The 24307-nt window shown below is 64.2% G+C and carries 24 protein-coding genes and 1 pseudogene; 11 read left to right on the plus strand and 14 right to left on the minus strand.

Annotated elements, in window-relative coordinates:
* Positions 1-94 precede the first annotated feature (94 nt).
* The 9 genes from DIC75_RS05490 to DIC75_RS05530 form a co-directional block, all read right to left on the minus strand.
* Complete coding sequence (locus tag DIC75_RS05490; protein WP_250987029.1) at positions 95-1114, minus strand: chorismate synthase; 1020 nt, start codon at positions 1112-1114, stop codon at positions 95-97.
* Complete coding sequence (gene aroE, locus DIC75_RS05495) at positions 1111-2475, minus strand: shikimate dehydrogenase (RefSeq protein ID WP_250987030.1); 1365 nt, start codon at positions 2473-2475, stop codon at positions 1111-1113. Before aroE ends, DIC75_RS05490 begins: the two co-directional genes overlap by 4 nt.
* Entirely contained in the window at positions 2472-3740 is a 1269-nt protein-coding gene (gene aroA / locus DIC75_RS05500; protein ID WP_250987031.1) for a 3-phosphoshikimate 1-carboxyvinyltransferase, read from the minus strand. The genes aroE and aroA overlap by 4 nt, the downstream gene beginning before the upstream one ends.
* Positions 3737-4531, minus strand: coding sequence for a prephenate dehydratase (locus DIC75_RS05505; RefSeq protein ID WP_250987032.1), 795 nt, complete (start codon positions 4529-4531; stop codon positions 3737-3739). Before DIC75_RS05505 ends, aroA begins: the two co-directional genes overlap by 4 nt.
* A complete protein-coding gene (locus tag DIC75_RS05510) occupies positions 4528-5352 on the minus strand; it encodes a prephenate dehydrogenase/arogenate dehydrogenase family protein (protein ID WP_250987808.1) in 825 nt (274 codons plus the stop codon). Before DIC75_RS05510 ends, DIC75_RS05505 begins: the two co-directional genes overlap by 4 nt.
* Positions 5353-5357: 5 nt before the next feature.
* Positions 5358-6344, minus strand: coding sequence for a 3-dehydroquinate synthase II (locus tag DIC75_RS05515; RefSeq protein ID WP_250987033.1), 987 nt, complete (start codon positions 6342-6344; stop codon positions 5358-5360).
* Positions 6341-7126 (minus strand): 2-amino-3,7-dideoxy-D-threo-hept-6-ulosonate synthase, encoded by a 786-nt coding sequence (locus DIC75_RS05520; protein WP_250987034.1) that lies wholly within the window; start codon positions 7124-7126, stop codon positions 6341-6343. The genes DIC75_RS05515 and DIC75_RS05520 overlap by 4 nt, the downstream gene beginning before the upstream one ends.
* Positions 7127-7131: 5 nt before the next feature.
* Positions 7132-7923, minus strand: a complete 792-nt coding sequence (locus DIC75_RS05525) for a 2-amino-3,7-dideoxy-D-threo-hept-6-ulosonate synthase (RefSeq protein WP_250987035.1) — start codon at positions 7921-7923, stop codon at positions 7132-7134.
* Positions 7924-8234: 311 nt separating this feature from the next.
* On the minus strand, positions 8235-8723 hold the full coding sequence (locus DIC75_RS05530; RefSeq protein WP_250987036.1) for a multiprotein bridging factor aMBF1: 489 nt from the start codon (positions 8721-8723) through the stop codon (positions 8235-8237).
* Here DIC75_RS05530 and DIC75_RS12375 point away from each other — a divergent pair.
* Both DIC75_RS12375 and DIC75_RS05535 read left to right on the plus strand, forming a co-directional pair.
* Positions 8653-8970: pseudogene (locus DIC75_RS12375) on the plus strand (hypothetical protein); the annotation flags it as partial. The gene DIC75_RS05530 and the pseudogene DIC75_RS12375 overlap by 71 nt on opposite strands.
* Positions 8904-10019: a proteasome-activating nucleotidase gene (locus tag DIC75_RS05535; RefSeq protein ID WP_491630623.1), complete on the plus strand. Its 1116-nt coding sequence runs from the start codon at positions 8904-8906 to the stop codon at positions 10017-10019. The pseudogene DIC75_RS12375 and the gene DIC75_RS05535, both read left to right, overlap by 67 nt.
* A gap of 67 nt (positions 10020-10086) precedes the next feature.
* Here the strand turns inward: DIC75_RS05535 and DIC75_RS05540 are convergent, their stop codons facing one another.
* The 3 genes from DIC75_RS05540 to DIC75_RS05550 all read right to left on the minus strand — a co-directional run bounded on the left by DIC75_RS05540 (position 10087) and on the right by DIC75_RS05550 (position 12425).
* A complete protein-coding gene (locus DIC75_RS05540; RefSeq protein ID WP_250987038.1) occupies positions 10087-10680 on the minus strand; it encodes a GNAT family N-acetyltransferase in 594 nt (197 codons plus the stop codon).
* 61 nt (positions 10681-10741) lie between these two features.
* Positions 10742-11185 (minus strand): DUF5804 family protein, encoded by a 444-nt coding sequence (locus tag DIC75_RS05545; protein ID WP_250987039.1) that lies wholly within the window; start codon positions 11183-11185, stop codon positions 10742-10744.
* Positions 11186-11252: 67 nt separating this feature from the next.
* Positions 11253-12425 carry a proteasome-activating nucleotidase gene (locus DIC75_RS05550; protein WP_250987040.1) on the minus strand — a complete coding sequence of 391 codons (1173 nt, stop codon included), beginning with the start codon at positions 12423-12425 and terminating at the stop codon, positions 11253-11255.
* Between the two features lie 43 nt (positions 12426-12468).
* Between DIC75_RS05550 and DIC75_RS05555 the strand changes: the two genes are divergently transcribed.
* The 5 genes from DIC75_RS05555 (at position 12469) to DIC75_RS05575 (ending at position 17865) form a co-directional block, all read left to right on the plus strand.
* Positions 12469-12867 carry a DUF126 domain-containing protein gene (locus DIC75_RS05555; protein ID WP_250987041.1) on the plus strand — a complete coding sequence of 133 codons (399 nt, stop codon included), beginning with the start codon at positions 12469-12471 and terminating at the stop codon, positions 12865-12867.
* 25 nt (positions 12868-12892) lie between these two features.
* Entirely contained in the window at positions 12893-13321 is a 429-nt protein-coding gene (locus tag DIC75_RS05560; RefSeq protein WP_250987042.1) for a J domain-containing protein, read from the plus strand.
* Between the two features lie 156 nt (positions 13322-13477).
* A complete protein-coding gene (locus DIC75_RS05565) occupies positions 13478-13864 on the plus strand; it encodes a rubredoxin (RefSeq protein ID WP_250987043.1) in 387 nt (128 codons plus the stop codon).
* 351 nt (positions 13865-14215) lie between these two features.
* On the plus strand, positions 14216-17353 hold the full coding sequence (locus tag DIC75_RS05570) for a tetratricopeptide repeat protein (RefSeq protein ID WP_250987044.1): 3138 nt from the start codon (positions 14216-14218) through the stop codon (positions 17351-17353).
* Complete coding sequence (locus DIC75_RS05575; RefSeq protein ID WP_250987045.1) at positions 17350-17865, plus strand: FKBP-type peptidyl-prolyl cis-trans isomerase; 516 nt, start codon at positions 17350-17352, stop codon at positions 17863-17865. Before DIC75_RS05570 ends, DIC75_RS05575 begins: the two co-directional genes overlap by 4 nt.
* A gap of 3 nt (positions 17866-17868) precedes the next feature.
* On the opposite strand, the gene DIC75_RS05580 is transcribed toward DIC75_RS05575, so the two are convergent.
* On the minus strand, positions 17869-19185 hold the full coding sequence (locus tag DIC75_RS05580; protein ID WP_250987046.1) for a hemolysin family protein: 1317 nt from the start codon (positions 19183-19185) through the stop codon (positions 17869-17871).
* 196 nt (positions 19186-19381) lie between these two features.
* Between DIC75_RS05580 and DIC75_RS05585 the strand changes: the two genes are divergently transcribed.
* Positions 19382-19876, plus strand: coding sequence for a redoxin domain-containing protein (locus DIC75_RS05585; RefSeq protein ID WP_250987047.1), 495 nt, complete (start codon positions 19382-19384; stop codon positions 19874-19876).
* 18 nt (positions 19877-19894) lie between these two features.
* Here the strand turns inward: DIC75_RS05585 and DIC75_RS05590 are convergent, their stop codons facing one another.
* Positions 19895-21190 carry a sodium-dependent transporter gene (locus DIC75_RS05590; RefSeq protein ID WP_250987048.1) on the minus strand — a complete coding sequence of 432 codons (1296 nt, stop codon included), beginning with the start codon at positions 21188-21190 and terminating at the stop codon, positions 19895-19897.
* Positions 21191-21406: 216 nt separating this feature from the next.
* Here DIC75_RS05590 and DIC75_RS05595 point away from each other — a divergent pair, with 216 nt between their 5' ends.
* From DIC75_RS05595 to DIC75_RS05605, 3 genes are all read left to right on the plus strand, one after another.
* Positions 21407-22198, plus strand: coding sequence for an N-formylglutamate amidohydrolase (locus DIC75_RS05595; RefSeq protein ID WP_250987049.1), 792 nt, complete (start codon positions 21407-21409; stop codon positions 22196-22198).
* Positions 22199-22280: 82 nt separating this feature from the next.
* Positions 22281-23576, plus strand: a complete 1296-nt coding sequence (locus tag DIC75_RS05600; RefSeq protein WP_250987050.1) for a RecQ family ATP-dependent DNA helicase — start codon at positions 22281-22283, stop codon at positions 23574-23576.
* A gap of 77 nt (positions 23577-23653) precedes the next feature.
* A complete protein-coding gene (locus DIC75_RS05605) occupies positions 23654-23878 on the plus strand; it encodes a PspC domain-containing protein (protein WP_250987051.1) in 225 nt (74 codons plus the stop codon).
* The last annotated feature ends 429 nt before the right edge of the window (positions 23879-24307 follow it).

The following is a 24307-nucleotide window of genomic DNA, read 5'->3' on the forward strand; positions in this document are numbered from 1 at the left end:
CTTAACTCGATATCCGTCGGTTTTGCAATCCTGATCACTATAAATCAGCGACGTCTAGCAGGGAACGCAAACTCCGCCTCCCATCCCTATTTCTTCAGGAACCGGCCCCATCGGCACGTCGCGCCCACTTCCAATACTTCCCCTGCTCGAGCATCGCATCGAGAATAACCAGCGCGAGCATGCACTCCGCGACCGGTACAACCCGCGGTGCGATGCAGGGGTCGTGCCGTCCTTCGACCGATATCTCCCGCTCTTCCCCGGCGATATCGACGGTCTGCTGCACCCGGCGGATCGAGGGCGTCGGCTTGACGGCTATCCGGACGACGATCTCCTGCCCGGTGCTGATCCCGCCGAGGACGCCGCCCGCATGGTTGCTTGTAAACCCATCTGCCGTGATCGGGTCGTTCATCTCGCTTCCGAAGAGCCGGGCGGCGGCGAACCCCTCGCCAAGCTCGACGCCCTTCACCGCACCGATGCCCATCATCGCCCCGGCGATAGCCGCGTCGAGCTTCCCGAATACCGGGTCGCCGAGACCCGCCGGGCACCCGGCGGCCGTCACCTCGACGACCCCGCCCACGGAGTCGCCCGCGTTGCGAGCGGCGCAGATCTCCTCCTCCATCGCTCCCGGATCCGTCGCGGCGTGCACCTCGACGACCCTCCCGCGGATCGCGATGCCGCAGGGTGCAAGGCAGCGCACCGCCACCGCTCCGGCCGCGACCCGGGCAAGGGTCTCCCGGCCGGAACTCCTCCCGCCGCCGCGGTGATCGCGCAGGCCGTACTTCGCCTGCCAGGTGTAGTCCGCGTGCCCCGGCCGGAAGACGTCCCGGAGCGCGTCATAGTCCCCCGATTGGACGTCCCGGTTCCTGACGACGAGCGCGATCGGGGCGCCGGTCGTCCTGCCTTCAAACGTCCCCGAGAGGATCTCCACCCGGTCGGACTCCTGTCGTGCCGACTCAAGCGGGCTCTTCCCCGGCCGCCTCCTATCAAGGTAGGGCTGAATATCCGCCTCCGTGAGGGGGATATTGGGCGGGCAGCCGTCGACGACCACGCCCACCGCCTTCCCGTGACTCTCGCCGAACGTCGTGCACCTGAAGTTTCTCCCGAACGTATTCATGCCAGCATCTCCCGAACCAGCGCGGGCGGGACCGCTATCCCGGTTATCAGCCGGAACTGCTCCGCCGCCTGGTGGACGAACATCTCCGTGCCGGGTATCGTCTCGCACCCGGCCTCTCTCGCGGCCCTGATGAGGGGCGTCTCCGGCGGCGTGTAGACGAGGTCGAATACGGTCGTCTTCCGCTCGAGGTCGCATGGGGCGAGCAGGCTCCGGGTGTCGGGCTCCATCCCGACCGGGGTTGCGTGTACCACTACATCGGCGTCGGCCCCCTTGAACTCTTCCAGTCCTCCCCACCGGCATCCGAACCGCTCTGCAAGCCTCTGCGCCGCATCCGGCTTCCTGGAGAGCACCGTCACGTCCATATCGAGCGATACGAGGGCGTAGACCGCCGCAGCCGCCGCACCCCCGGCGCCGAGGACCACCGCCCGGGCGCCCTGCCGGTGGACGAGCGGGGCCCGGACCCCCAGCCAGTCGGTGTTATGGCCGTACATCCTTCCGCCGCACCGGACGACGGTGTTTGTCGCCCCGATCGCTGCAGCGTGGTCGTCCACTTCGTCGAGGTGGCGTATCACGTCGGCCTTGAACGGGATGGTGACCGAGAGCCCTTTTAAGGGGAGGAGGGTCGCGAGGCGGACGATCGTCTCCGCATCCGGCCACTCGAAGCGGGTGTAATGGTAGTGCAGCCCAAAGTGCGCAAACAGCCGGTTGTAGAGGAGCGGGCTCTTGCTATGGGCACACGGGTTGCCGGCGATGCCGCATACCAGAAGACCGGGATCGCGCTCGACCATCTCACGAACGGTCTCGAGCCCGAACTTCCCGAGGAGATCGTCGCGTTCGCGCCGGTCGCCGGGAGAGATACCCGTCTCTCCGTCGATCTGCCGGAGGATCGCGTCCGCAACCTCGCGGGGCGTGCGGGTGCCGGTATCGATGCAGGCATCGGCCGCGCCCAGGTAGGCCTCCTTCCTCCGGGCAAGGAGTGTGCGCACCTCCTCTGCGGGGGGCAGACCGGTCAGCCCAGGACGGTCGCTCCCGGAGATCCGCTCGTGGATGAGATCGGGCGCGGCCGAGAGGAGAAAGACCGTGCCGTGCCACCGGAGGTCCGCGACGTTTGCCGGGTCGCAAACGACCCCGCCGCCGGTACCGATCACGCCCTCAGCCGTCCGGAGCGACGCGACCGCCTCCCGTTCGAGGGCCCGGAAGTGCGCCTCCCCGTGCTGGCCGAAGATCTCCGGGATCGGCATCCCCGCCCGGCGTTCGACCAGCGCATCGGTATCATGAAACGGCACCTGCAGCCGTTTTGCGAGGATGCGCCCGACCGAGGTTTTCCCGGTCCCCCTAAAGCCGATAAGGACGACCTTCACAGCAGTCCCTCCCTGTAGAGCGCCTCCCAGAACCCGGGGAAAGACTTCTCCACACACCCGGGTTCAAGAATCGCCATGCCCCCGACCGCGAGCCCGAGGACGGCAAACGCCATCGCCGTCCGGTGGTCGTCGTGCGGGTCGACGGCAACGCCGTGGAGGGGAGCGGGCGCGATCGTGAGGGAATCGTCCCTGACCTCGACACCCGCACCCATCCTCCGGAGGGTCTCCGCCGTCACCCCGACGCGGTCGCTCTCCTTGTACTGCAGGTGCGCCGTGCCGGTGATCGTCGTCGGCGACCCTGCCGTCGCCGCCACCGCCGCGAGCGTCTGGACGGTATCGGGGGACGAGGACATATCGATCTCGATACCCCCGAGGTCGCCCGTCCGCTCCACCGTCACCGCATCTGCGCCAGGGGTCACCCGGCATCCCATCGCCTCGAGGGCTTCGAGGAACCGCCGGTCGCCCTGGACCGACGCCGGGTTCAAGCCGGTGACCGTGACCTTCCCGCCACAGACGGCCGCGACCGCGAAGAGGTATGACGCCGAGGAGTAATCGCCCTCGACCCGGTAGCCCCTCCCCCGGTAGGGTACGCCGCTCTTCACCCGGAACCAGTCGTAGCCGCGTCTCTCGACCCGGGCGCCGAACCCGAGCATCACGTCCGCGGTCACGTCGAGGTAGGACCGGGAGGCGGGGGTCGCCGGGAGCGCGAGTTCCACGTCCTCGTCCGCGTACGGCGCCGCCATCAGGATGGACGATATGAACTGGCTGCTGATGCTCCCGTCGATCTGCGTCCTCCCTCCCCGGAGCCTGCCGGAGACCCGGATGGGCGGGTAGCCGGGCCGGCCGGTGAACGCGACGTCGCCGCCGAGGGCCCGGAGGGCATCGGCAAGGGGGCCGACCGGCCGCTCGAGCATCCTCTGACTCCCCGTCAGCACCACCGGGTGCCGGGCGAGGAGCGCCGCCGAGGTGAGGAGCCGCAGCGTCGTCCCGGAGTTCCCGCAGTCGATGGCGACCTCTCCCGGTGTGGGGAAGGTGCCGCCGCACCCGGCGACGGCGATCTCCTCCGGCAGCCACTCAACCGGCACCCCGAGGCTCTCGAGCCCCCGGGCGGTCAGTTCCGTATCGGCCGCCCGGAGCGGCCCCGCGATGCGCGATCTTCCCGAGGCGAGCGCTCCTGCGATCAGCGCCCGGTGGGTGTAACTCTTGGAGGGCGGAGCCGGAAACGTCGCGTCGACCGGGCCGATCCGGGATACCCTGACGATCATATCCCCGGCACCTCCATGCGGGCGTAGCACCCGAGTTCCCTGACGGCGGTCATGGTTTTGAGTTCCTCCTTCGCTTCCCGCCACCCATCGGAGATCACCATGTCGATGAAGAACAGGTACTTCCCGATACCCCGGCGGGACGGCCGCGACTCGATCCGGGTCAGGTTGATCCCGCGCCGGGCGAAGACCGCGAGGATATCGGCAAGGAGCCCTATCCGGTCGATCTGAGGGTCCACGAGGAGGCTGCACTTCGTGCATCCTGCGATTCCGCGGGGGGCGGCGGATATCTCGACGAACCGGGTGGTGTTATCCCCGCTGTTCTGAACGTCCCGGACGGCAACCGGGAGACCATAGATCCGCGCCGCTGTCTCCGAGACGACTGCGCCGGCATGCTCGTCTCTCTGCATCGCCATCGCGCTCGCGGCGTTGCTGCTCGTGTGCACGACCTCCACCCCGAGGCTGTCGAGGAGGACGGAACACTGCTCGTGCGTCTGCGGGTGTGCGTAGATGACCGAGAGGCGTCCGGGCTCCCCCCGGGCCGCGAGGTGGTGCCGGATGGGCATGTAGGCCTCTCCGGTGATCGAGACGTCGAACTCCATGAGCCCCTGGAGCGTCTCCCCGACGCCGCCGGCCTCAGAGTTCTCGATCGGCACGAGCCCTTTCGCTGTGCCGGCTGCCACACGCTCGATGATGCTGCGGATGGTCGGCAGGAGCTCGATATCGGCTCCGTAGAGGTGAGCGGCGAGTTCGTGGCTGAACGTCCCGGCCGGCCCGAGTGTTGCGACGGTCATCGGTTCACCACGTGGTCGATGAGGTCGTCCGTCTCTTCAGTCGCGGCCGCGAGGTACGAGGCGTAGTGGCCGGCGTTCTCCGTAAAGAATGCCCGGAACCGCTCGTCGTCCCCGGACTCCACGATCTCCCGGAGCGTCCGGACCGCCTCCTCGAACGCCGCGAGCACCCCGGGGACCGCCGGGTTCATCTGCAGCATATCGCCGTAGAGCCCCGCGTCCTGGGCGAGGAGCCGTCCGACAAGTCCCATCTCGATACGGTAGACGGGGCTGGTGAAGAGAAGGGTCTCCGCGACGTCGGCACCGGTCCGGCGGATGGCCTCCGCTTTTGCAAGCGTCCCGAAGTGGGTGAGCCCCTGGATCACCGCCATCATCCGGTCGTGGTCCTCCGGTGTCGAGAGAGTGATCGCCGCCCCCTGGTCGCGGAAGACGGAGAGGAGACCATCGAGGGTCTCTTTGCCGCACCGGGCCGGGGTTGCGACGATTGTCTGGCCCCTGAGTGATGCGGCGCCCGGACCGAACATCGGGTGGAGCCCGATCACCTCCGCGCGAGAGGAGAGCATCGCCCGGACCGGTTCGACTTTGAGGGAGGTCAGGTCGCAGAAGACCTGCTCCTCCGCGAGCAGCGGGGCGACCTCCCGGATCACCCCGACGGTGGCGCGGATCGGCACCGAGACCATGACGAGGTCCGCCATCTCCGCGACGTCGGGGTTGGTGAGGGATGTCTTCGTCCCGGAGACGATCACCTCCCAGCCGGCTGTCTCGAAGACTCCGGCAAAGAACCGCCCCATCTGCCCCGTGCCGCCGATGATGCCTGCAAGCATTGCCGTCATTTCTCCAGGATCGTCTCTTTGACCGCGACGCCGAAGTGCCGCCCGCCCTCCTCAACGCTGCCGAGCACCTTATCGCCCACCGCGAGGACGGCGACCGATACGGGCGTGCCGTCCTCCCGGACGAGCCGGATCGTCTCGGCGTTCTGGAGGACCAGGCTCACCTTTGCGTCGCCGGCCTTTGCCTCGACGAGGAGGAGCGGGCGGCGCTCGATCTTCACCCTGCCGACGACCGCCTCGTGCGTCGGGCCCGTGTGCTCCGCGACGAGCACCTTATCGCCAACCGCAAGGTCGGAGAGGTATGCGGTCTTTCCGTCGGGGAGGAGGATGTAGGCGTGCACCGCCCCGGCGTTCACCCGGAACGGGCGCGGCGCCACGTAGGGGTTCTCCAGGGTCTCGGGGTGCACCAGCAGGAACGCCGAGGAGGTGTTGCCGACGAGCATCCCCTCCCCGTCGGCGAGGATGGAGCAGGTGTCCACGCAGACCCGGTCCCCCATGCCGACAGGGGCGATCCGGGTCACCTCGAACGGGACGAGGGGGACGGACGCGCCGGCGCCGGCGATTGCTTTCGCCACCCGCCGGATCTCTGCCGGGTCGTCGGTCGAAAGAAGGACGCCCGCCGCTCCGCGTTCGAGGACGGTCAGGGCGACCTTTGCCTCTTCGGCACTTCCGACCGCGGCGATGATCCGGTTCGACTGCGCGACGAGGTTCTCGAGCGGGATGACCGTCCAGTCCCGTGTCCGGACGATGACAGAGGCCGTGCGGGATAGCCGGAGCGCCTCCTCCTCGGTCGCTTTATCCGTAATCTCGATCTCGAAGACGTCCTTTCCCGGTATAAGGTCGCCGTTCTCCGCGACCGTCGTCACCCGCCCGAGTTCCCGTACGCGCTCCGCGTCGTCCGTCACCAGGGCGTCCGCACCGCTCTCGATCGCGGTTGTCGCGAGGTCTTTCCTCCACGGCCTGAGATCGACCCAGAACTGTTTCATCGCTCCTTCTCCAGTGCCTCGGCCGGGTCTGCTCCCTCGTGAACCACCCGGCAGATCGAACCTATGAACCGGGCGGGGTCATCGCGCTGGAAGGCGTTCCTGCCCATGCAGACGCCCGCCGCGCCCGCCCCGATGGCCTCCCGGATGGTCGCGAGCGTCTCGATGTCCCCTCCCTTCTCGCCGCCGGCGATCATCACCGGCACCGAGCAGGCAGCGGTGATCCGGGCAAACGTCTCCGGATCCCCGGTGTAGTTCGTCTTGATCAGGTCGGCCCCGAGTTCTTCGGCGACCCGGACGCAGTGCCCGATCGCCTGCGGCGAGGTGGGGTCGATCCCCTTGCCGCGGGGGTAGATCATGATCAGGAGCGGTATTCCCCAGCGGTTGCAGTCCCGTACCACCTCACCCGCCGACTCGATCATCCTCGATTCGTTGGGCGCGCCGAGGTTGATGTGGATCGAGACGGCATCGGCGCCGAGCGCGACCGCCTCCTCCACGGTGCAGACGAGCACCTTGTCGTTCGGGTCCGGGTTCAAGGAGGTGCTTGCGGAGAGGTGTACGATGAGGCCGATATCCCTTCCGCGCTTCCGGTGTCCTCCTTTCACCATGCCCTTGTGGAGCACGATGGCGTTCGCCCCGCCCTCGCTCACCGCGTTGACGGTCTCGGTCATGTTGCAGAGCCCCTCGATCTGGCCCATCGTAAACCCGTGATCCATGGGAATGATCACGGCGCGGCCGGTGTTCCGGTCCATTATCCGCTCCAGGCGGATCTCTTTTCCTATCATATTCATCACGTCCTCAAAATCTCCATCGCTTCCTCTGCAGACCGCCCTTCATGAATGATCAGCGCAGCGGCACGGATCAGGCGTTCGGGCGCCGAATGCTGGAAAGCGTTCCTCCCGATCGATATGCCGGCGGCACCCCCCTCCATCGAGCCCTCCACCAGGTCGAGGATCGCCCGGTCGTCGGTCTTCGAGCCTCCCGCGACCACGACCGGCACCGGGCAGCCCCCCGTCACCTCCCGAAACGAGTCCGCGTCCCCGGTGTAGACGGTCTTGACGATATCGGCGCCGAGCTCCGCCGCCACCCGTGCGGAGAGTTTGACGCTCTCGAGGTCGTGCTCGTCGCTGACCTTCCTGCCCCTCGGGTACATCATCGCGAGGAGCGGCATCCCCCAGTCCATGCACGCGACCGCGACCCTGCCCAGGTCCTCGAGCATCCTTGCCTCGGAGTCGGCCCCGACGTTGATGTGCACTGAGACGCCGTCGGCGCCCATCTTGAGGGCGTTCGTGACGGTGTTCACGAGCACCTTGTCGTTCGGATCCGGGCCGATGCTGGTGCTCGCTGAGAGATGCATGATCAGGCCGACATCCCGCCCGTGCCCCCTATGGCCGTGCAGCGCAAGCCCCACGTGGCCGATCACCGCGTTCGCTCCCCCCTCGGCGACGAGGTCGATGGTTCTACCCACGTCGACCAGCCCCGGGATGGGGCCGAGCGTCACCCCGTGGTCGAGCGGCACGATGATGGTCTTGCCGGTGTTCCGATCCATGATACGTTCCAGACGAATCTCTTTTCCTCTCATAACCATAGTCCTCCCGGATTTTGATGATACAGTCTTCCGGGAACGATTAAAACTGGATAAACCAGATAAAATAGCGATAGAACGCTGCCGCTCCGAAATTACGGATATCGGCGGTCAAAAACTGGCTATTCGCTCCTGCGCAAGTGGTGGTTACTCCGTTAACCGAGGTAAAAGCGGTCACCGGCGAAAAAACATTCACCACGCATTGGGTATACCGTTAAGCGTTCTTGTATAAAAATATGCCGGGTTTTCGCGCGAGAAATGAATCCGGGTCAGGGCCGGGCCCCGTGAAAAAAAGTATGGCGATTGCCTTATTTCCGGGCCTTCTTGAACGATATGACGTCGCCGACGGTCATGGTCACCCGTCCCGGCCCGCCTGCGGAGGTGCTGTCTTCGGCCGAGTCGATCAGCCTGATATTGAGTGCTTTCTCAAGTTTTCGCCGGACGTCGTCTTCGGGAATGAGGTCTCCCTTCTCGATCTTCTTGACCAGGATCTCACGTTCCTTGATCGCCTGTGCGAGGTTGAGCGTAGACCACTCCTTCTCTTCGCGGGCGGCCCGGATCCGGTCGGCATAATCGTCGACGATCTCCCCTTCCATCAGGTCAAAAACGTCCCGTGGCCTCCTGCGGGTCTGTGGGGCGGCAACTCCCGGTTTCTGCTGCGGGGCACCTCTTCTTCGCGGTTGCTGGACTTCTGTACCGTGTTTTGCGCATCGAACGCAGACGCAGAGTTCTGCGCCCTCGATCTGGATGGTTTTCGACGGTCCCACTATGGGAGCGCCGCATAGTTCGCACTGCATAAGTCTCGCAAACAATTTTATATTCATTTTAACCTATATAATTAATCGAGGAGACCCATGGGAGATATCGCTCGGCAGGCACCAGAGAAGGATACCGGTGAAGACATCTACCAGTATCTCCTGGAACGGATTACGAACCTCGAAAACCGAAACCTGGAGCTACGCGAACAATTTCGCCAGATGGAGTCCGAGAAACGATACGTTGAAACCCAGAAGATCCGCTACGAGCGCGAACTGCGAAAACTGAAGAGCGAGATCGAACAACTCCGAAGCCCTCCTCTCGTGATCGGGACAGTTACCGACGTTATCGATAACAGCCGGGTGATTGTGCGAAGCAGTGCAGGACCGCGATTTCTGGTCCGTACGTCCCAGTTAATCGACCCCGATCTCCTCAAGCCGGGGGTACGGTGTACGCTCAACCAGCAGTCTCTCGCGATCGTGGATGTGCTCCCCACAAGCTACGACGCGCAGATCTACGGCATGGAACTGGTCGAGTCACCGGACGAGACCTACGAGAGGATCGGCGGCCTTGAACCCCAGATCGAGGAGGTCCGGGAAGCAGTCGAGCTTCCCCTGACGAAACCGCAACTCTTCGAGAAGGTCGGCATCTCCCCCCCGAAGGGCGTGCTGCTCCACGGGCCGCCCGGCACGGGGAAGACGCTTCTCGCACGCGCGGTAGCCCACCAGACGAACGCGCACTTCCTCCGCGTGGTCGGCTCGGAGCTGGTGCAGAAGTACATCGGTGAGGGGGCCCGCCTGGTCCGGGAACTCTTCGACCTCGCGAAACAGAAGTCGCCGTCGATCATCTTCATTGACGAGATCGATGCGATCGGCGCGCACCGGAACGACTCGACGACGTCCGGGGACCGTGAAGTCCAGCGGACGCTGATGCAGCTCCTGGCGGAGATGGACGGCTTTGACAACCGCGGGGACGTCAAGATCATCGCGGCGACGAACCGGATCGATATCCTCGACCGTGCCCTCCTCCGTCCGGGCCGGTTCGACCGGATGATCGAGATCCCGCTCCCCGACCACCAGGGGAGGCTTGCCATCTTGAAGATCCACACCCTGCACATGAACCTCGGCGAGGACGTCAACCTCTCGGAGGTCTCCCGGCTCACCGAGGGGAAGAACGGCGCCGACCTCCGGGCGATATGCATGGAAGCAGGCATGTTCGCCATCAGGATGGAGCGCGATATGATCAACAGCGACGATTTCATGAAGGCGATCGACAAACTCTCGGTGGACTTCGACCGCCACCACTTCCACACCACCTTCGGCGAGATGTTCGCCTGAAGGGTGCTTTCTTTTTTGAATATCGATTTGTTGAACCGTATACAGAGCATCAACCCGTAGCCGGACGCTACTCCGTGAACGCCTCCCCCAGTGCCGAAAGACGCTCCGGGGTTAGATCGCTCGCGAGGAGGCCGAAGATCAGGCGATCGTAATATCCGCCCCTGGCATGCCAGTACTGCCTCTGGATACCCTCGAGGACAAAGCCGCATCTCTCCATCACCCGCCGCGATGCCGTATTGCCGGCGACGGTATCGCCGTTCAGCCGGTAACCGTCGAGCACGGTGAACGCGAAGTAGACCAGAAAGGTGCAGGCCAGGGTGCCGTAGCCTCTTTTCCAGTAGATATCGTCGAGCTGGTAGCCGATCAGAAACGATCCGGGGCTGAAATCGACCGGAAACAGTGCGCACTGCCCGACGAAGTCCTTGGTATCCTCCAGTCTTACCGTGAACACATGATGATCCGGCGTTCTCCCTTCCCAGAGCGCGGCCTGCACCTCCTCGATCAGGGGAAGAAAGTAGGATCGCGTGGCCTCATTCGTGTTCGGTCCGAAAAACAGCCACCTGCAGACCGACTCCTTCGAGAGCATCCGGGATATATCCGGAAGGTCGTGCTCGGTGCAGTAGGAGAACCTCAGACCGCCGCCGATCCAGCTCTGTTGCATGTAGCAATCTTCGATCTCCCTCTATAATAGTGGGAGGGCTTTCTGAAATGAGGAGGGGCCCCTACCCGGCCGGATACTCCTCCCTGGTGCACCAGACCTCGAGCATCGTATCGCCGGGTTCGATCCGGTCGGCATATGCCTCCGGCGTCGTACCTTCATCCATCCAGATGGTATCGACCATGTGGTCCCCCGAGATCCGGTAAAGGCAGCGGTATCTCCACGGGGACGCGGGCATCACGTCTCGCTCGTAGATCTGCCGGGCAAGGCCGGAAGAGCAGAAGATGCCCTCCCCGGGCTCGAAGAGGACCTCCTCGACATATCGCTGGATATACCACCGGAGTTCGGAAGCGAGTGCAAGCGCACTCCCGAGCGACGCCGTCCGGATGCGTATACCGTACTCCAGCCGATCCGGCTGGTAAAAACGAAGGGCTCCCCTGCTGGTATCGGATTTGAGCAGGGTGGCATAAAGGTCAACCCCCTCCGGCTGAATGAGGAGGACGTTCATCGCATATCTGGTGGGCCGGAGAGATCGATAAGGTTTCCTCTAAAATCCGGGGATGGAGGAATCCCCATCAGGTATACATGCGGCTGTCGGGCGCCGCCACCTCGCGCTTCACCTTTCGGATCGCCGCGAGGAAGTCTTCCCGGTCGACGGCATCTGCGTCCCGCCGGATCGCCATCATGCCGGCCTCGCGGCAGATCGCCTGCAGCTCCGCACCGGTGGTGTCTCCGGCGAGCTCCGCAAGCGAGGCAAGGTCCACGTTCCCGGAAACATTCATCTTCGCGGTGTGGATCTTTAAGATCTCGAGGCGCGCTCCGGCGTCGGGCAGCGGAACCTGGATGATCCGGTCGAACCGGCCGGGGCGCAGAAGGGCCGGATCCAGCATGTCGATCCGGTTCGTCGCCGCCATGATCCGGACGTTGCCGCGGTTCCCGAAACCATCCATCTCGGCGAGAAGCTGCATCAGCGTCCGCTGGACCTCGGCGCTGCCGGAGGTCCCGTCGTTGGTGCGCATACTCCCGATCGCGTCGATCTCGTCGATGAAGACGATCGCCGGAGCGCGTTCCCGGGCGAGGATGAAGAGTTCACGCACGAGCTGCGCGCCTTCCCCGATGTATTTGTGGACGAGTTCGCTCCCGGACATCCTGATGAACCGGGCCTGGGACTGGCGGGCAACCGCCTTTGCGATCAGGGTCTTTCCCGTGCCGGGCGGGCCGTAGAGGAGGATGCCTTTCGGGGGTTCCACGCCCACGCGCTCGTAGATCTCGGGTTTCGTGAGCGGGTACTCGACGGCTTCCCGGACCTCTTCGATCTCTTCCTTCAGACCGCCGACCTGCTCGAACGTCACGTTCGGCTGTTCGTCGAGCTCCATGATCCTGACCCTCGCGTCGAAGATGTTGCCGATCGTCTTGACGATGGAGAGCGTATTGTTCACCGCCACCTTCATCCCGGGCTTGAGGGTGCGGTGGAGCTTCTCGTTGACTGCGGTGACGTATTCCTGGTTGTTGCCCTGCTGCCGGAGATATACTTCGCCGTTCTCAAGCACATCGACCACAGCGGCAACAAACAGCGGCACCCTTTTTAGCTGACCGTTCTCCTTTCTGAGTTGCAGGAGCTCCTTTTCCAGCAACTCGTTCTTGAGTTTGTAATCCAGGATCTGCGCCTTCAGGTCCTGAATCTGGAGGGTGAGCATGTCGTGCTCGCTGCCAGGAGTGCTGCCAATGGTTTCGTCCATGTCACTCATATAGTTGGATCTCCAACCACATTATAATGTGGTGGCAGTGATCATGCAAGGCAGAAGTATATCCCGGGGTATTGCAGACGGGGAACTCCTCGTTTCGTCCGAACCCATATCGTTCCTCTCTGGCGTCGACCCGGAGACCGGCACCGTCGTCGAGCGCGGGCATCCGCTCGAGGGGCAATCCATCGCCGGACGCGTCCTCGCCTTTCCGTACGGGAAAGGGTCGACGGTCGGGTCATACGTGATCTACGCGCTGAAGCAGAACGACCTTGCCCCCGCGGCGATCATCAATACGGAGGCCGAACCGATCATCGCGGTTGGGGCGATCATCGCGGGGATTCCCATGGTCGACCGCCTCCCGCCGGAGTTCTCCGATCTCCCCCCCGGCACCCGGGTGACGGTGAACGGGGATACGGGCGAGGTATCATATAACGAGACCGCGTGATAGGGTGAGACCGCGGGGTGCCCCTGTGCAGACCTACTACGATATCCTGGGCGTCGCCCCCGACGCCACCCCTGAAGAGATCCGGACGGCTTACCGGACGCTTGCTAAACAGTGCCACCCGGATATCAACCCGGACCCGGACGCGAGCGAGCGGTTCATCGCCATCCAGCAGGCATACGAGACGCTGATCGACCCCGACAGGTGGGCGCGCTACGACCTCGCCCTCAGGACCGGTGCCGGTTCTGCGCCGCACGATCCGTTCCAGCGGTACAGTCCCGGCGGGCAGACGGCGTGGACGCCGGGATTCTCGTGGCAGGGACAGGTGCCCACGTCAGGAATCGGCAGGATCGGTGTTATACTCCTCCTGTTATTCGGAGGCATCCTGATCGTCCTCATGCTCGTGCTGTCGCTCCTCATCCGTGCTGTTACGGGCGGCAGGCGGCAGGACTCCTAGAACCCTTTTAGCGGAGGGGACACCTTCCGCCGACAACCTGCCCCGTGATCCGGAGAACAGGGAGGACCTGTGCCTGCGGCGGACAGGAGAAGCGAAACCTTATCAGGTGAAACCGCCTTCGTGCCGGATGATTCTCGTGAGGTGAACGTGATGCCTATGGAGAAAGTGAAACGATACCGGTGCAAATACTGCAATTACGTCTACTCCCCGATGCGGGGAGAGCCTCATCGCGGCGTTCCGGCGGGTACTGCGTTTGAAGACCTGCCCGAGGACTATGTGTGTCCTGTCTGCGGTGCGACCGGAAAAGGACAGATCGGGAAATGGGGATTCGAGCTCTGGGAACCGACCAAGTACGTCTGCAAGATCTGCGGCTACGTCTACGACAAAAACCGGGGCGAGCCGCTCCGCGGCTACCCGAAGGGGACCGCATTCGAAGACCTGCCGGAGGACTACGTATGCCCGGTCTGCGGGATGGACCCGCAGATTTCAAGTTTCCACGGCCCGGTCGGCAAGTCGCAGTTCGAACCCATCCTGGATATCTGACCGGAGAGCGGTGGTTCGACCCACCTCTCTTCCGGGATCATGCCCCGCAGCCTGCAGGGGGATCCGGGACTCCGGCACAATGCATGGTTTTTACGGCGGCACTCTTTTATGAATCCATAACACCCATTATAGTCTATACCCGCCTGTCTACACAAACCGGTCCTTTCAAATAGTGGCCGGCGCATCAATCGTAGAAAAACAGCGGTTGCCTCCTCCACGGGTAACCGTTTAGAGGGAGTGCAGCGTTGAAGAATCGTGGAGTAAACGAGCAGCGGCAGATGGTGTCGGATGGATTTCTTCGGTAATATTCTGGGTCAGGGGAAGAATGCAAACCCCTCGATAAAACAGGGGATGTCTCAGTTTGAGGCCGGGAACTACAGTGAAGCGGTGAAGAGTTTCGAGAAGGCGCTCAAGGTCGATCCTGAGAACGGCCCGGTCAGGCTACTTATGGGCCAGGCGCTCGCCTGTCTCGGCAAGGACGGCGAAGCCGCTGAGTGGCTGAGAAAGGCTCTCGAGTCGTCTCCCGGCGACGCCGAAACACTGCGGGCGCTGGGACACGTCCTCGCCCGGGCCGGCGTCTACGAAGAGGCGGCCGGATGTTTCGCGAGGGTCGTCGAAGGGAAACCCGCAGACACGAACGCCTCGTACTGGCAGGGAGAGATGCTCGAGAAGCTCGGCCGGTACGCCGACGCTGCGGCAGCCTACGCTCGAGCGCTGGCCGGAAATCCGGAGGACGTTGTCCTGCGGGAGAAGCACGGGAGGATGCTCGAGCGGACCGGCGACTACCGGGAAGCAGCGGCCTCTTTTGAGAAGATCCTCAGGGTGAACCCCGGCAGCACCGATGCTCTCGCACGCATCGGGACCGCTCTTTTGTACCGCGGGGATTACCCCGGGGCCGTCGAGACGTTCGCCCGGCTGCTTGAGTCGGAACCCCTCAACCTCGACGCGCTCTACGGCAAAGCCCGGGCGCTCGAGTACCTCGGCCGGTTCCAGGACGCTGCCGTCTGCTACCGGGATATCGCCGCCGTCGAGCCCAACATCCCCGCCTGGTATCACCGCGGTTCGCTGCTCCTCCGGGCAGGAAAGTATGCAGAGGCGATGGACTGCTTCGATAAGGTCGCTCTCGCCGACCCGGACCACATCCCGGTGCGCTACTCCATGGGGATGGTCTACGATACGCTCGGCCGCTACGACCGGGCGGTCAAGAGTTTCGACCAGATCCTGAAGCACGATCAGGGTCAGGTCCAGGTCTGGTACGCCCGCGGCATGGCGCTCTTCCGTCTCGGCCAGTACGCCGAGGCAGTCAGGTCGTTCGACCGCGTGCTCGAGAACCGGGCGATGACCGGGATGAAGTGGATCGGGAGCAGCACCGACCTTGCGCTCTTCGAGAGGGACGAGCAGGGCACTCCCCGGAAGCAGAAGCCGTTGAAGTTCGACGCGTTGAACGAGATCGTCTACAACTGCCGGGGGATTGCGCTGCTCCACCTCGGGCGGTATGCAGAGGCGCAGAAAGACTTCGAGAACGTTCTCGAGGTCGACCCCGGGAACGTCTCCATTCTGCAGCGGAGCTGTACCGCACTCCTCCACCTCGGCAGGTACGACGAGGCTAACCTCTGTCTGGATGCGATCCTCGAGAAAGAACCGCATAACACCGTCGCCCGCTCGATGAAAGCGGATCTCCTCATGAACCTCGGCAGGTACGGCGATGCGCTGGCGTCTTTCGACCGGATGCAGGACGCCGGCGGAGACGACCTCCATCTCCTGCACAGGAAGGGAACTGCCCTGCTCCACCTCTCGCGGTACGCGGAGGCGGCGGAGACGTTCGATGCCGTCCTCAAGATCAATCCCGGGGATACGGCGGCGGAGAAGAGCAGGGGAGACGCGCTCCTGCACCTCGGGCGGTATGAGGAGGCGCTCGCATGCTTCGACCGGGTACTCCCGGGAGACTCCGCCGACCGGGTCGCCCTGCTCGGCAGGAGCATGGCGCTTGAGCGCCTCGGGCGATACGAAGAGGCGCTCGAAGCCGTCGACCGGGTGACACGGGCAATTCCCGGGGACATCGGGACGCTTGCCCGGAAGGCCCGGATCCTCGAGGGGCTCGGGCGCTATGCTGCGGCGGCCGGGTGCTACGAAGCGCTCCTTGCAGCCGATCCGGATGCCGGCGGTTACCTGGTGAACCTCGGGTTCGTTCTTGCCACGCTCGGCCGGTATGAGGAGGCCGCCGGGCGCTTTAAGCAGGCCGTCGAGACCGATCCGGGCGACCTCGTTGCGTGGTTCAACCGGGGCCGGGCCCTGGAGAGGATGGGGCAGTACGCGGATGCAGCGGAGTGTTATGCGAAAGTGACCGAAGGGCGGCCGGGAGATACCGGCGCCTGCTTTGCACTCGCCGTTACGCTCGCACGGCTCGGCAGACACCAGAAAGCGATCGAGTGCTGCGACCGGGTGCTCGCCGCCGACGCCTCGAATGCCGCGGTTGCAAAGATCCGGGCGGATATGCTGGAAGCCATCGGCAGGCACGAAGAGGCGGGAGCAGCATACGAGCACTACCTGGGGATCTCCCCCGACGACCGTGATGCGAGAATGGCGTTCGGCATGGCACTCGAGAGGGACGGGAGGTTCGGCGACGCGATCAGGCAGTACGCGCTGGTGCTCGAAGGCGACGAGCGTGACGCCGAAGCATGGTACACCCTCGAGAGTGCCCTCGTTCACATGGGGCGGTATGAAGAGGCGCTCGAGTGTTCCGACAGTATCGTCAGGGCCGGCCCGGAGAACTGGGCTGCCTGGCAGCGGCGCGGGGAGATCTTCATGTGGCTCGGGCGCTATGCCGATGCGGTGGAATGCTTCGAGAAGGCGCTCAAGGCCGATCCAGCGGATGCCCTCACCCTGCGAAGACTCGGGGAGGCCCACGAGAAGGCCGGCAGGTACGAGGATGCCCTCGCCGCCTACACGCAGGTGCTGGACCGGGAACCGGCCAGCATCGAGACCCTCCATGCCCGCTCATCGGCCCTTATCCACCTCGGACGTTACGGGGAGGCGGTCAAGTCGATCGACAAGATCATCGTCCTCCAGGACGAGAACCCCGCCGCCCTCTTTATGCGGGGGACGGTGCTCGAGAAGGCGGGCAGGTACGACGACGCCCTGATGAGTTACGAAAAGGCGCTCTCGGTCGACCCGAAGAACGCGGCCGTCTGGAACGCTACCGGGGTGCTCACGGATGCACTGGGACGGCATGCCGACGCCGTCAGGGCGTTTGACAGGGCAATCGAACTGGGTGACGGGGACGTCCATGCCTGGCTTGCGAAGGGGCTCGCCCTCGATCACCTGGGCAAATCCGATCAGGCGACCGCCTGCTTCGATAAAGTCCTCTCGGCCGATCCCCACCATGCACGTGCATGGTACCTGAAAGGGAAAGCACTCGACCGGCAGGGCAGGTTTGCAGAAGCGGCGGAGTGTTTCAGGAAGGCGCTCGAGGGCGAGGGAGAACTATGAGGCAGGGGTACGTGCATGGCATCCTGCTGCTGATCGCGTGCGTCCTCGTCTTCTGTTCGGGCTGTACCGGGAACGTCGGCGAACAGGCGCGGGTGAAGCCCGGAGATAGGGTGTTGGTCCACTATACCGGCACCTTAGAGAACGGAACGGTCTTTGACAGTTCCCTCGGCGGCGAGCCGCTCGGGTTCACCGTCGGCAGCGGTGCAGTGGTCCCGGGGTTCGACGCTGGCGTCGTCGGGATGCAGGTGGGAGAGGAAAAGACACTCCATATTCCGGCCGACCAGGCCTACGGGCCGTATCGGGAGGATCTCGTCTTTGCCGTCGACCCGGCCGGCATCTTCGGCGCCGAGAACCTGACCGTCGGAGAACCGGTCGGGATAACCCTGCAAAACGGGCAGGTGCTGCCCGGGACGATCACCGGCATCTCGCCCGATGCTGTCACCATCGATGCGAACCATCGCCTCGCGGGCGAAGACCTCACGTTCACCGTCAGCCTCGTTGAGATCGTATAGGGATTACTCTTTTTTCTCCTCTCCGGCAGCCACCGGAGCGACCAGCACCTTGTCGACCCTGTGGCCGTCCATATCGAGAACCTCAAACCGGAGATCGTTCCAGACGAACCGGTCTCCGGTATTCGGCGCCCGCTCGAGATACATCATCACGAACCCGCCGAGCGTCTGGTAATACCCGCGACCCTCCCCGGGCAGGGTGCCCACGTCGAGGAGATCATGGAACTCGTCGACCGGGAGCATCCCGTCGAGGAGCCACGACCCGTCCGGACGACGGACCGCCGGACCCTCGGGCGGGTGCTCGGCCGACGGGATGCCGCCGACGATCGACTCCATGATGTCGTGGATGGTAACCAGACCCTGGATACTCCCGTACTCGTCGGTGACGAGGGCGATCCGCGCCCCGGAGGTTTTGAACTCGTCGAGAACCGAGAGTGCCGGGACGCTCTCGGGCACGAAGAAGGCGGGTTCGATTGCTTTCGACAGGTCGGGAGACTCGCCCGCGATCATCCGCGCCCAGAGGCTGCGGACCGAGACGACGCCGAGCAGGTTGTCCAGGCGGTCGCGGTAGACCGGAAAATAAACATGCCCGGAATCCACCATCTTTTGCCAGTTCTCTTCGGCGGGGTCCTCGACGTCCACGGCCACGATGTCGGGCCGCGGGGTCATCAGCACGCTGACCCGCCGGTCGGCGAGGCGGAAGACGCTCTCCACCATATCCTGTTCCGCCTCCTCAAAGACACCCGCCCGGGTGGCCTGCCCGATCAGGACCCTGACGTCCTCCTCCGTAACCTCGGGTTCTGACGGCTGCCGCACCCGAAGTACCGCGAGGACCCCCTCGGTCGAGGCACTCAGCAGCCGGACGAGCGGTGCGGCGACCAGCGAGAGGAGCCGTATCGGGCGCGAGACCAACGATGCAATCCGGTCGGCGTGAGTCATAGCCACCCGCTTCGGCACCAGCTCCCCGACGACGAGCGTTAAGTAGGTGATGGCGGCGACGACGGTTACGACCGCGAGCGGGCCGCTGTAAGGCGCGATCAAGGGAAATCCGGCGAATCCTTCTGCAAGAGGCCCCGCGAGCGTCGCCCCACCGAAAGCTCCTGCCAGGATCCCGACGAGGGTTATACCAATCTGGATGGTGGAGAGGAACTGCGTCGGGTCCGCGGCAAGTTCGAGGGCGGTCGCCGCCCCGGCGTCGCCTTCCGCTGCTCTCTTCTGCAGGCGTGTCATCCTTGCAGAGACGAGCGCGAACTCCGCCATCGAAAAGAAGCCGTTTACGAGTATCAGGAGGACGATGATCGCAATATCGGTGGCAGGCGGCATTGTAATGTTCTTGCCAGCAGGAGCCTTAAACCTGCGGGACACACCCGGCAGCCCTTCGGGCAACGGGCGAGCAGCGGCCGGGTGCAGGAGTCGCCGTCGGTCCGGTACACGGCGAATAGCCGGGAGGGGGCGGGCAGGATTGGTCGTGAGAAAATTTTATCAGTGTCGGGACCGGAGTCTCACCCGGTGACGTACGATGGTCGAGGTCGGCGAACAGGCTCAGGATTTCTTGATACCGGACCAGAACGGGAATGAAATCCGGTTATCGGACTTCCCGGGGAAGCGGGTAATCCTCTCGTTTCACCCGCTGGCCTGGACCAGCATCTGTGCCAGGCAGATGGAGGCGCTCGAGGCGAACCGGGAGGCATTCGACGCCCTTGGTGCCGTCGCCCTCGGGATCAGCGTGGACTCCGTCCCCTGCAAGCGGGCGTGGGCGGTGAGACTCGGTATTAACAGGACCCGGCTTCTTGCGGACTTCTGGCCGCACGGCGAAGTAGCGCAGATGTACGATGTCTTCGATAGCCAAAAGGGCTACTCCCGGCGGGCAAACATCGTCGTAGACGAGTTCCGGCACATCATATTCGTCGGTGAATACCCGGCGACCACGGTTCCCGATATGCAGGATGTTCTTGACGTCCTCCAGGCACAGGAGAAGAGCAGGCGGGCAGAGGAGCAGGTGCCGGAGATCTGAATCAGGTCGGGCCTTACCTCATCCCGTGACCCGGAGGAAACTGCCGATGAGCGTGATCAGCAGGATTGCCGGAACGCAGTAGCGGATGAGCGCCATATAGACCCTCTGCTGCCACCTGCACCCGCCGATCTCCGCGCAGATCCGGGTGCGGCCCATAAACCATCCGCCGACGAGGCTCACGATCAGCGCTGCGACGATGAGGCCGATCGTCCCGAACACGTAATCGGCGAGGTCGAGGAACGGAGTCCCGAAGACCGCGAGTTTCAGGGAGGTGTAACTCAGGGCGGACGGGAGCCCGAGGAGTATGACTGCGGCGAAGACGAGGAGCGTGGCACGCTTCCGGGGATAGCCGTACGAGTCCATCAGCGCCGCCACCGGGACCTCGAGCATGGAGACCGCCGAGGTGAGCGCTGCGGTAAAGAGCATCAGGAAGAAGAGCGCTCCGAGCAGCATGCCGTACCGGATCTCCATAAAGGCGGAGGGCAGGGTGATGAATGCAAGGTTCACCCCGGCTGCGGGGTCGAGACCCGCGGTGAAGACCAGCGGGAAGATTACGAGCCCTGCAAGGATTGCAATCACCATATCGGCGACGGCGATGATCGATGCATCCCGGAAGAGGTTTCCACTCTTGAGGTAACTCCCGAAGGTGAGCAGAATTCCCATGCCCACGGAGAGCGAGAAGAAAGCCTGCCCGAACGCCGCGATCCAGACGGCCGGGTCGGTCAGCCTCGAGTAATCCGGGGAGAGGTAGAACCCGACTCCCTCGAGCGCCCCGGGCTCTGTGAGCGAGAAGATTACGAGGAAGAGGAGGATCACGACGAGGACCGGGACGAGGTACCGGGAGACCTTCTCGATCCCCTCCCTGACGCCGGATCGCACCGTCATGAAGACGGTGATCCCCGAGAGGAGGAAGAAGACGAGCGGGAGGTAGGAGCCGGTGAACGCTCCGAAGTCCATGGGCCGGTTGAAGGCAAAGAAGACTGCATACGCGAGCACCCAGCTCGTGATCACGAGGTAGTAGCCGAGGATCAGGCTGACGATGGCGACGATGACGAGGCCTCCCGCGGCGAACCGTTGCCGTATGGACCGGAAGGCGGAGACGACCGACGTCCCCATGGAGCGTCCGATGGCGAGTTCCAGCACCATCAGGGGGAGGGCGAAGAGGAGGACGGAGATCAGGTACGGGACCAGGAACGCGCCGCCCCCGTTGGCGCCCACGACGTAGGGGAACCGCCATATGTTCCCGATCCCTATAGCCGAGCCGATGCTTGCAAGAATGAAGCCCAGCGTCGACGACCACTCTTCTCTTCCCATACCACTCACCCTGCGGGGCCTGTCTCCTCAGGGTAGGGAGGCGCTCTTTCTTTATATGTGTACCCGGCTAGATCGTCGAGCGGCCCCGGAGTCCGGCGACGGGTTTTGCCGTATCCGCCGACCAGTGCACTTTTGTACCGGGTGTCTCCATACGACTGCGATTGGAAGCGGCATGAGCATCACGTTCCGGATCTGCTCCTGCAGGGGGACGGGGGGTTGAACGGCCGATACCCGTTCCTCGTCTCGATCCCCCATGGCGGCACCTCCGTTCCGCCCGAGGTCCGCGGTCTCGTCAACCTCACGCACAAGGAGATCGTCTTCAACAGCGATCCCCATACCCGCCTCCTCTACGGGTTCGACGACGCGGTGGAAGCGCTGGTCGATTTCGACGTCTCAAGGGTCTTCGTCGACACCAACCGGGCACCCTATGATTACCCGCCACGATCCCAGGACGGAGTGGTCAAGGTCATCACGCAGGACGGGACGCCGGTGTTCCGGAAGGGCCGGACGCCCGGCAGGGAACTGATAGGGGCCCTTCTGCAGAACTATTACCACCCGTTCCACGGGCGGCTGACCGGAGCCCTCGACACCCTCCCTATCGAGATCGCCTTCGACTGCCACAGCATGCTGCCCAGGTCCCCGCCGGTCAGGATGGACGCCGGACGGCCTCGCCCGCTCTTCTGCCTGAGCAACCGGGGAGACCGGAACGGGAAGCCCAAAACGGCAGGCGGTCTCGTGACCTGTCCCCCGGAGTGGCTCCGGGCGCTCGCCCGGTCGTTCCAGGCGGAGTTCGAGGGTGAGGGGCGGGTTGCGATGAACGATCCCTTCCGGGGCGGGTTCATCTCGGTGGCGCACTACCGGCGTAGAAGGATCCCCTGGGTCCAGGTCGAGATCAACCGCGGCTTCTACGAGACCCCGGATCGCGAGGTCGACGAAGCACGGCTCGCCGGACTCCGGGGGAGGATCTTCTCCGCCGTCGCCGGGTTCTGGGACGAGGTCTCGGGCTGAGGACTCTGCTCAATCGGACCGCATTCCGCCGGATTTTCGGAGCCGAAGAGACTATGCCGACTGAGCGCCCACTTATATAGTGATGGATCGCCTGAACCTGATCCTGCAGCGTTACTTCGGACATTCGGCGTTTAACCCCTACCAGCGGGAGATCATCGAGGACCTCCTTGCCGGGCGCGACGTCCTCGCGGTGCTTGCGACCGGAGGCGGCAAGTCGCTCTGCTACCAGGTCCCCGGGCTCATGGGCGACGGCGTCACGCTGGTAATATCGCCCCTCATCGCCCTGATGAAGGATCAGGTCGACGACCTGCAGGCCCGGGGGATCGGGGCGGAAGCGCTGAACTCCTCGGGCTCCTACGCAACGACACGCCGGATCCTCTCGGAACTCGAAGAGGGGCTGGTCCAGATCCTCTACGTCTCGCCGGAGAAGGCGGTCGACGACGACTTCCTCGACCTTATGGCGTCCCTTCCGGTCACGCTGATCGCGGTCGACGAGGCGCACTGCATATCTATGTGGGGACACCAGTTCCGCCCGGAGTACCGGTCGCTGCGGCTTCTCAAGGAGCGGTTTCCCGGGGTGCCGATGGTTGCCCTGACGGCGACCGCGACGCCGGATGTCCGCGATGACATAGCACGGCAGCTCGATCTCGCGGACCCGTCGGTCTACGTCGGGAGTTTCAACCGGGATAACCTCCGCTACACCGTCGTCCCGAAGGAAGAGGGCGCATACGAACGACTCCGTGCCTACCTGCGGGGCCACAGGAAGGATTCCGGGATCGTCTATGTGGGAACGAGAGAGGGGGCCGAGACGCTTGCGGCACGGCTGCGGGCCGGCGGAGTTTCGGCGCTCCCCTATCATGCCGGGATGACGGCGGCCGCCCGGGCAGAGACACAGGACCGGTTCATAAGCGGGAAGGTTCCGGTCGTCTGTGCGACGAGCGCGTTCGGCATGGGGATCGATAAGCCGGATGTGCGGTTCGTCGTCCACTACGATATGCCAAAGACCCTCGAGGCCTACTACCAGGAGAGCGGCCGGGCGGGGAGGGACGGCGGCGAGAGCGACTGCATCCTCTTCTATAACGACGACACTGCAAGACGCCTCCGGTCCTTCATCGACCGCGACCTCCCGTCCGAGTTCCAGCGCGAAGTCGCACGCTCGAAACTGCAGAGCATGGCGGACTACTGCACCACGACGGAGTGCCGGAGGGAGCGGCTCCTCGAGTACTTCGGGGAGTGTTTCAAGGCTCCCTGCGGCGGATGCGATGCCTGCGCCCCGTCCGGCATCCCGGCCGCCGGCCGGGAGGAGAGCCGGACCGGGACGGCCCGTCCCCGGTCCGGGCGCCGGAAGCGCGGCGCCGCACGCTCAGCATCCGGCTGAGCGGGTGGGTACCGGTGTCCCCCTTCCCGGGGAAACACCTATTACGGAGACGGGAAAAGACTTGCCCGGGAGTTGTCATGGCAAAGAAATTAACCCGTTCGACGTCCGACCGGTGGGTTGCCGGGATATGCGGCGGCATCGGAGAGTACCTCGAGATCGACCCGAACGTCATCCGGGCCATCTGGGTCATCGTTACCGTGCTCACGGGGTTCCTGCCCGGGATCATCATCTATATCCTGCTCTGGCTCATCCTGCCGGAGCAGGGGCAGGCGCGCCCGGTTGGAACGTTTGGCGAAGCGTAATGGAGGTTGGGGTGCGGTCGGGAGACTGCATCCGGTTCTTTTCGCGGATGGTGACCGGCTGTGCGGGCTCCTCTTGCGCAGGATTACTTAGTTCTCCATTGATTGCTCGCCCGTACGCGGCTTTCCATTGGACATCGCCACGCACTGCCCCCGCCCCTCTGGGGCGGGGAACGACTGCCGGGAGCGTAGCGGACGGCGGGAATTTGAGCACCGTCAGGTGCGGAGGAGGAGGCCGGAGGCCGGGCGAGGTGGGGCTTGACGAAAAGTGCAGCTCTTTGCGAACCAGAGACAGGAGAGGGGGGCATGCCCCCCTCCCCGTCAGCCCCTCCCCCAATGGCGATACTCCCACGGTCCACTGTACCGAGCTTTTTCATCGTTTTGACCGTTCAATCTGCCAGAGGAAATTGCGGAGGGCGTCACTTACCTCGT

The organism is Methanoculleus oceani (assembly GCF_023702065.1).
Classification (GTDB): domain Archaea; phylum Halobacteriota; class Methanomicrobia; order Methanomicrobiales; family Methanoculleaceae; genus Methanoculleus; species Methanoculleus oceani.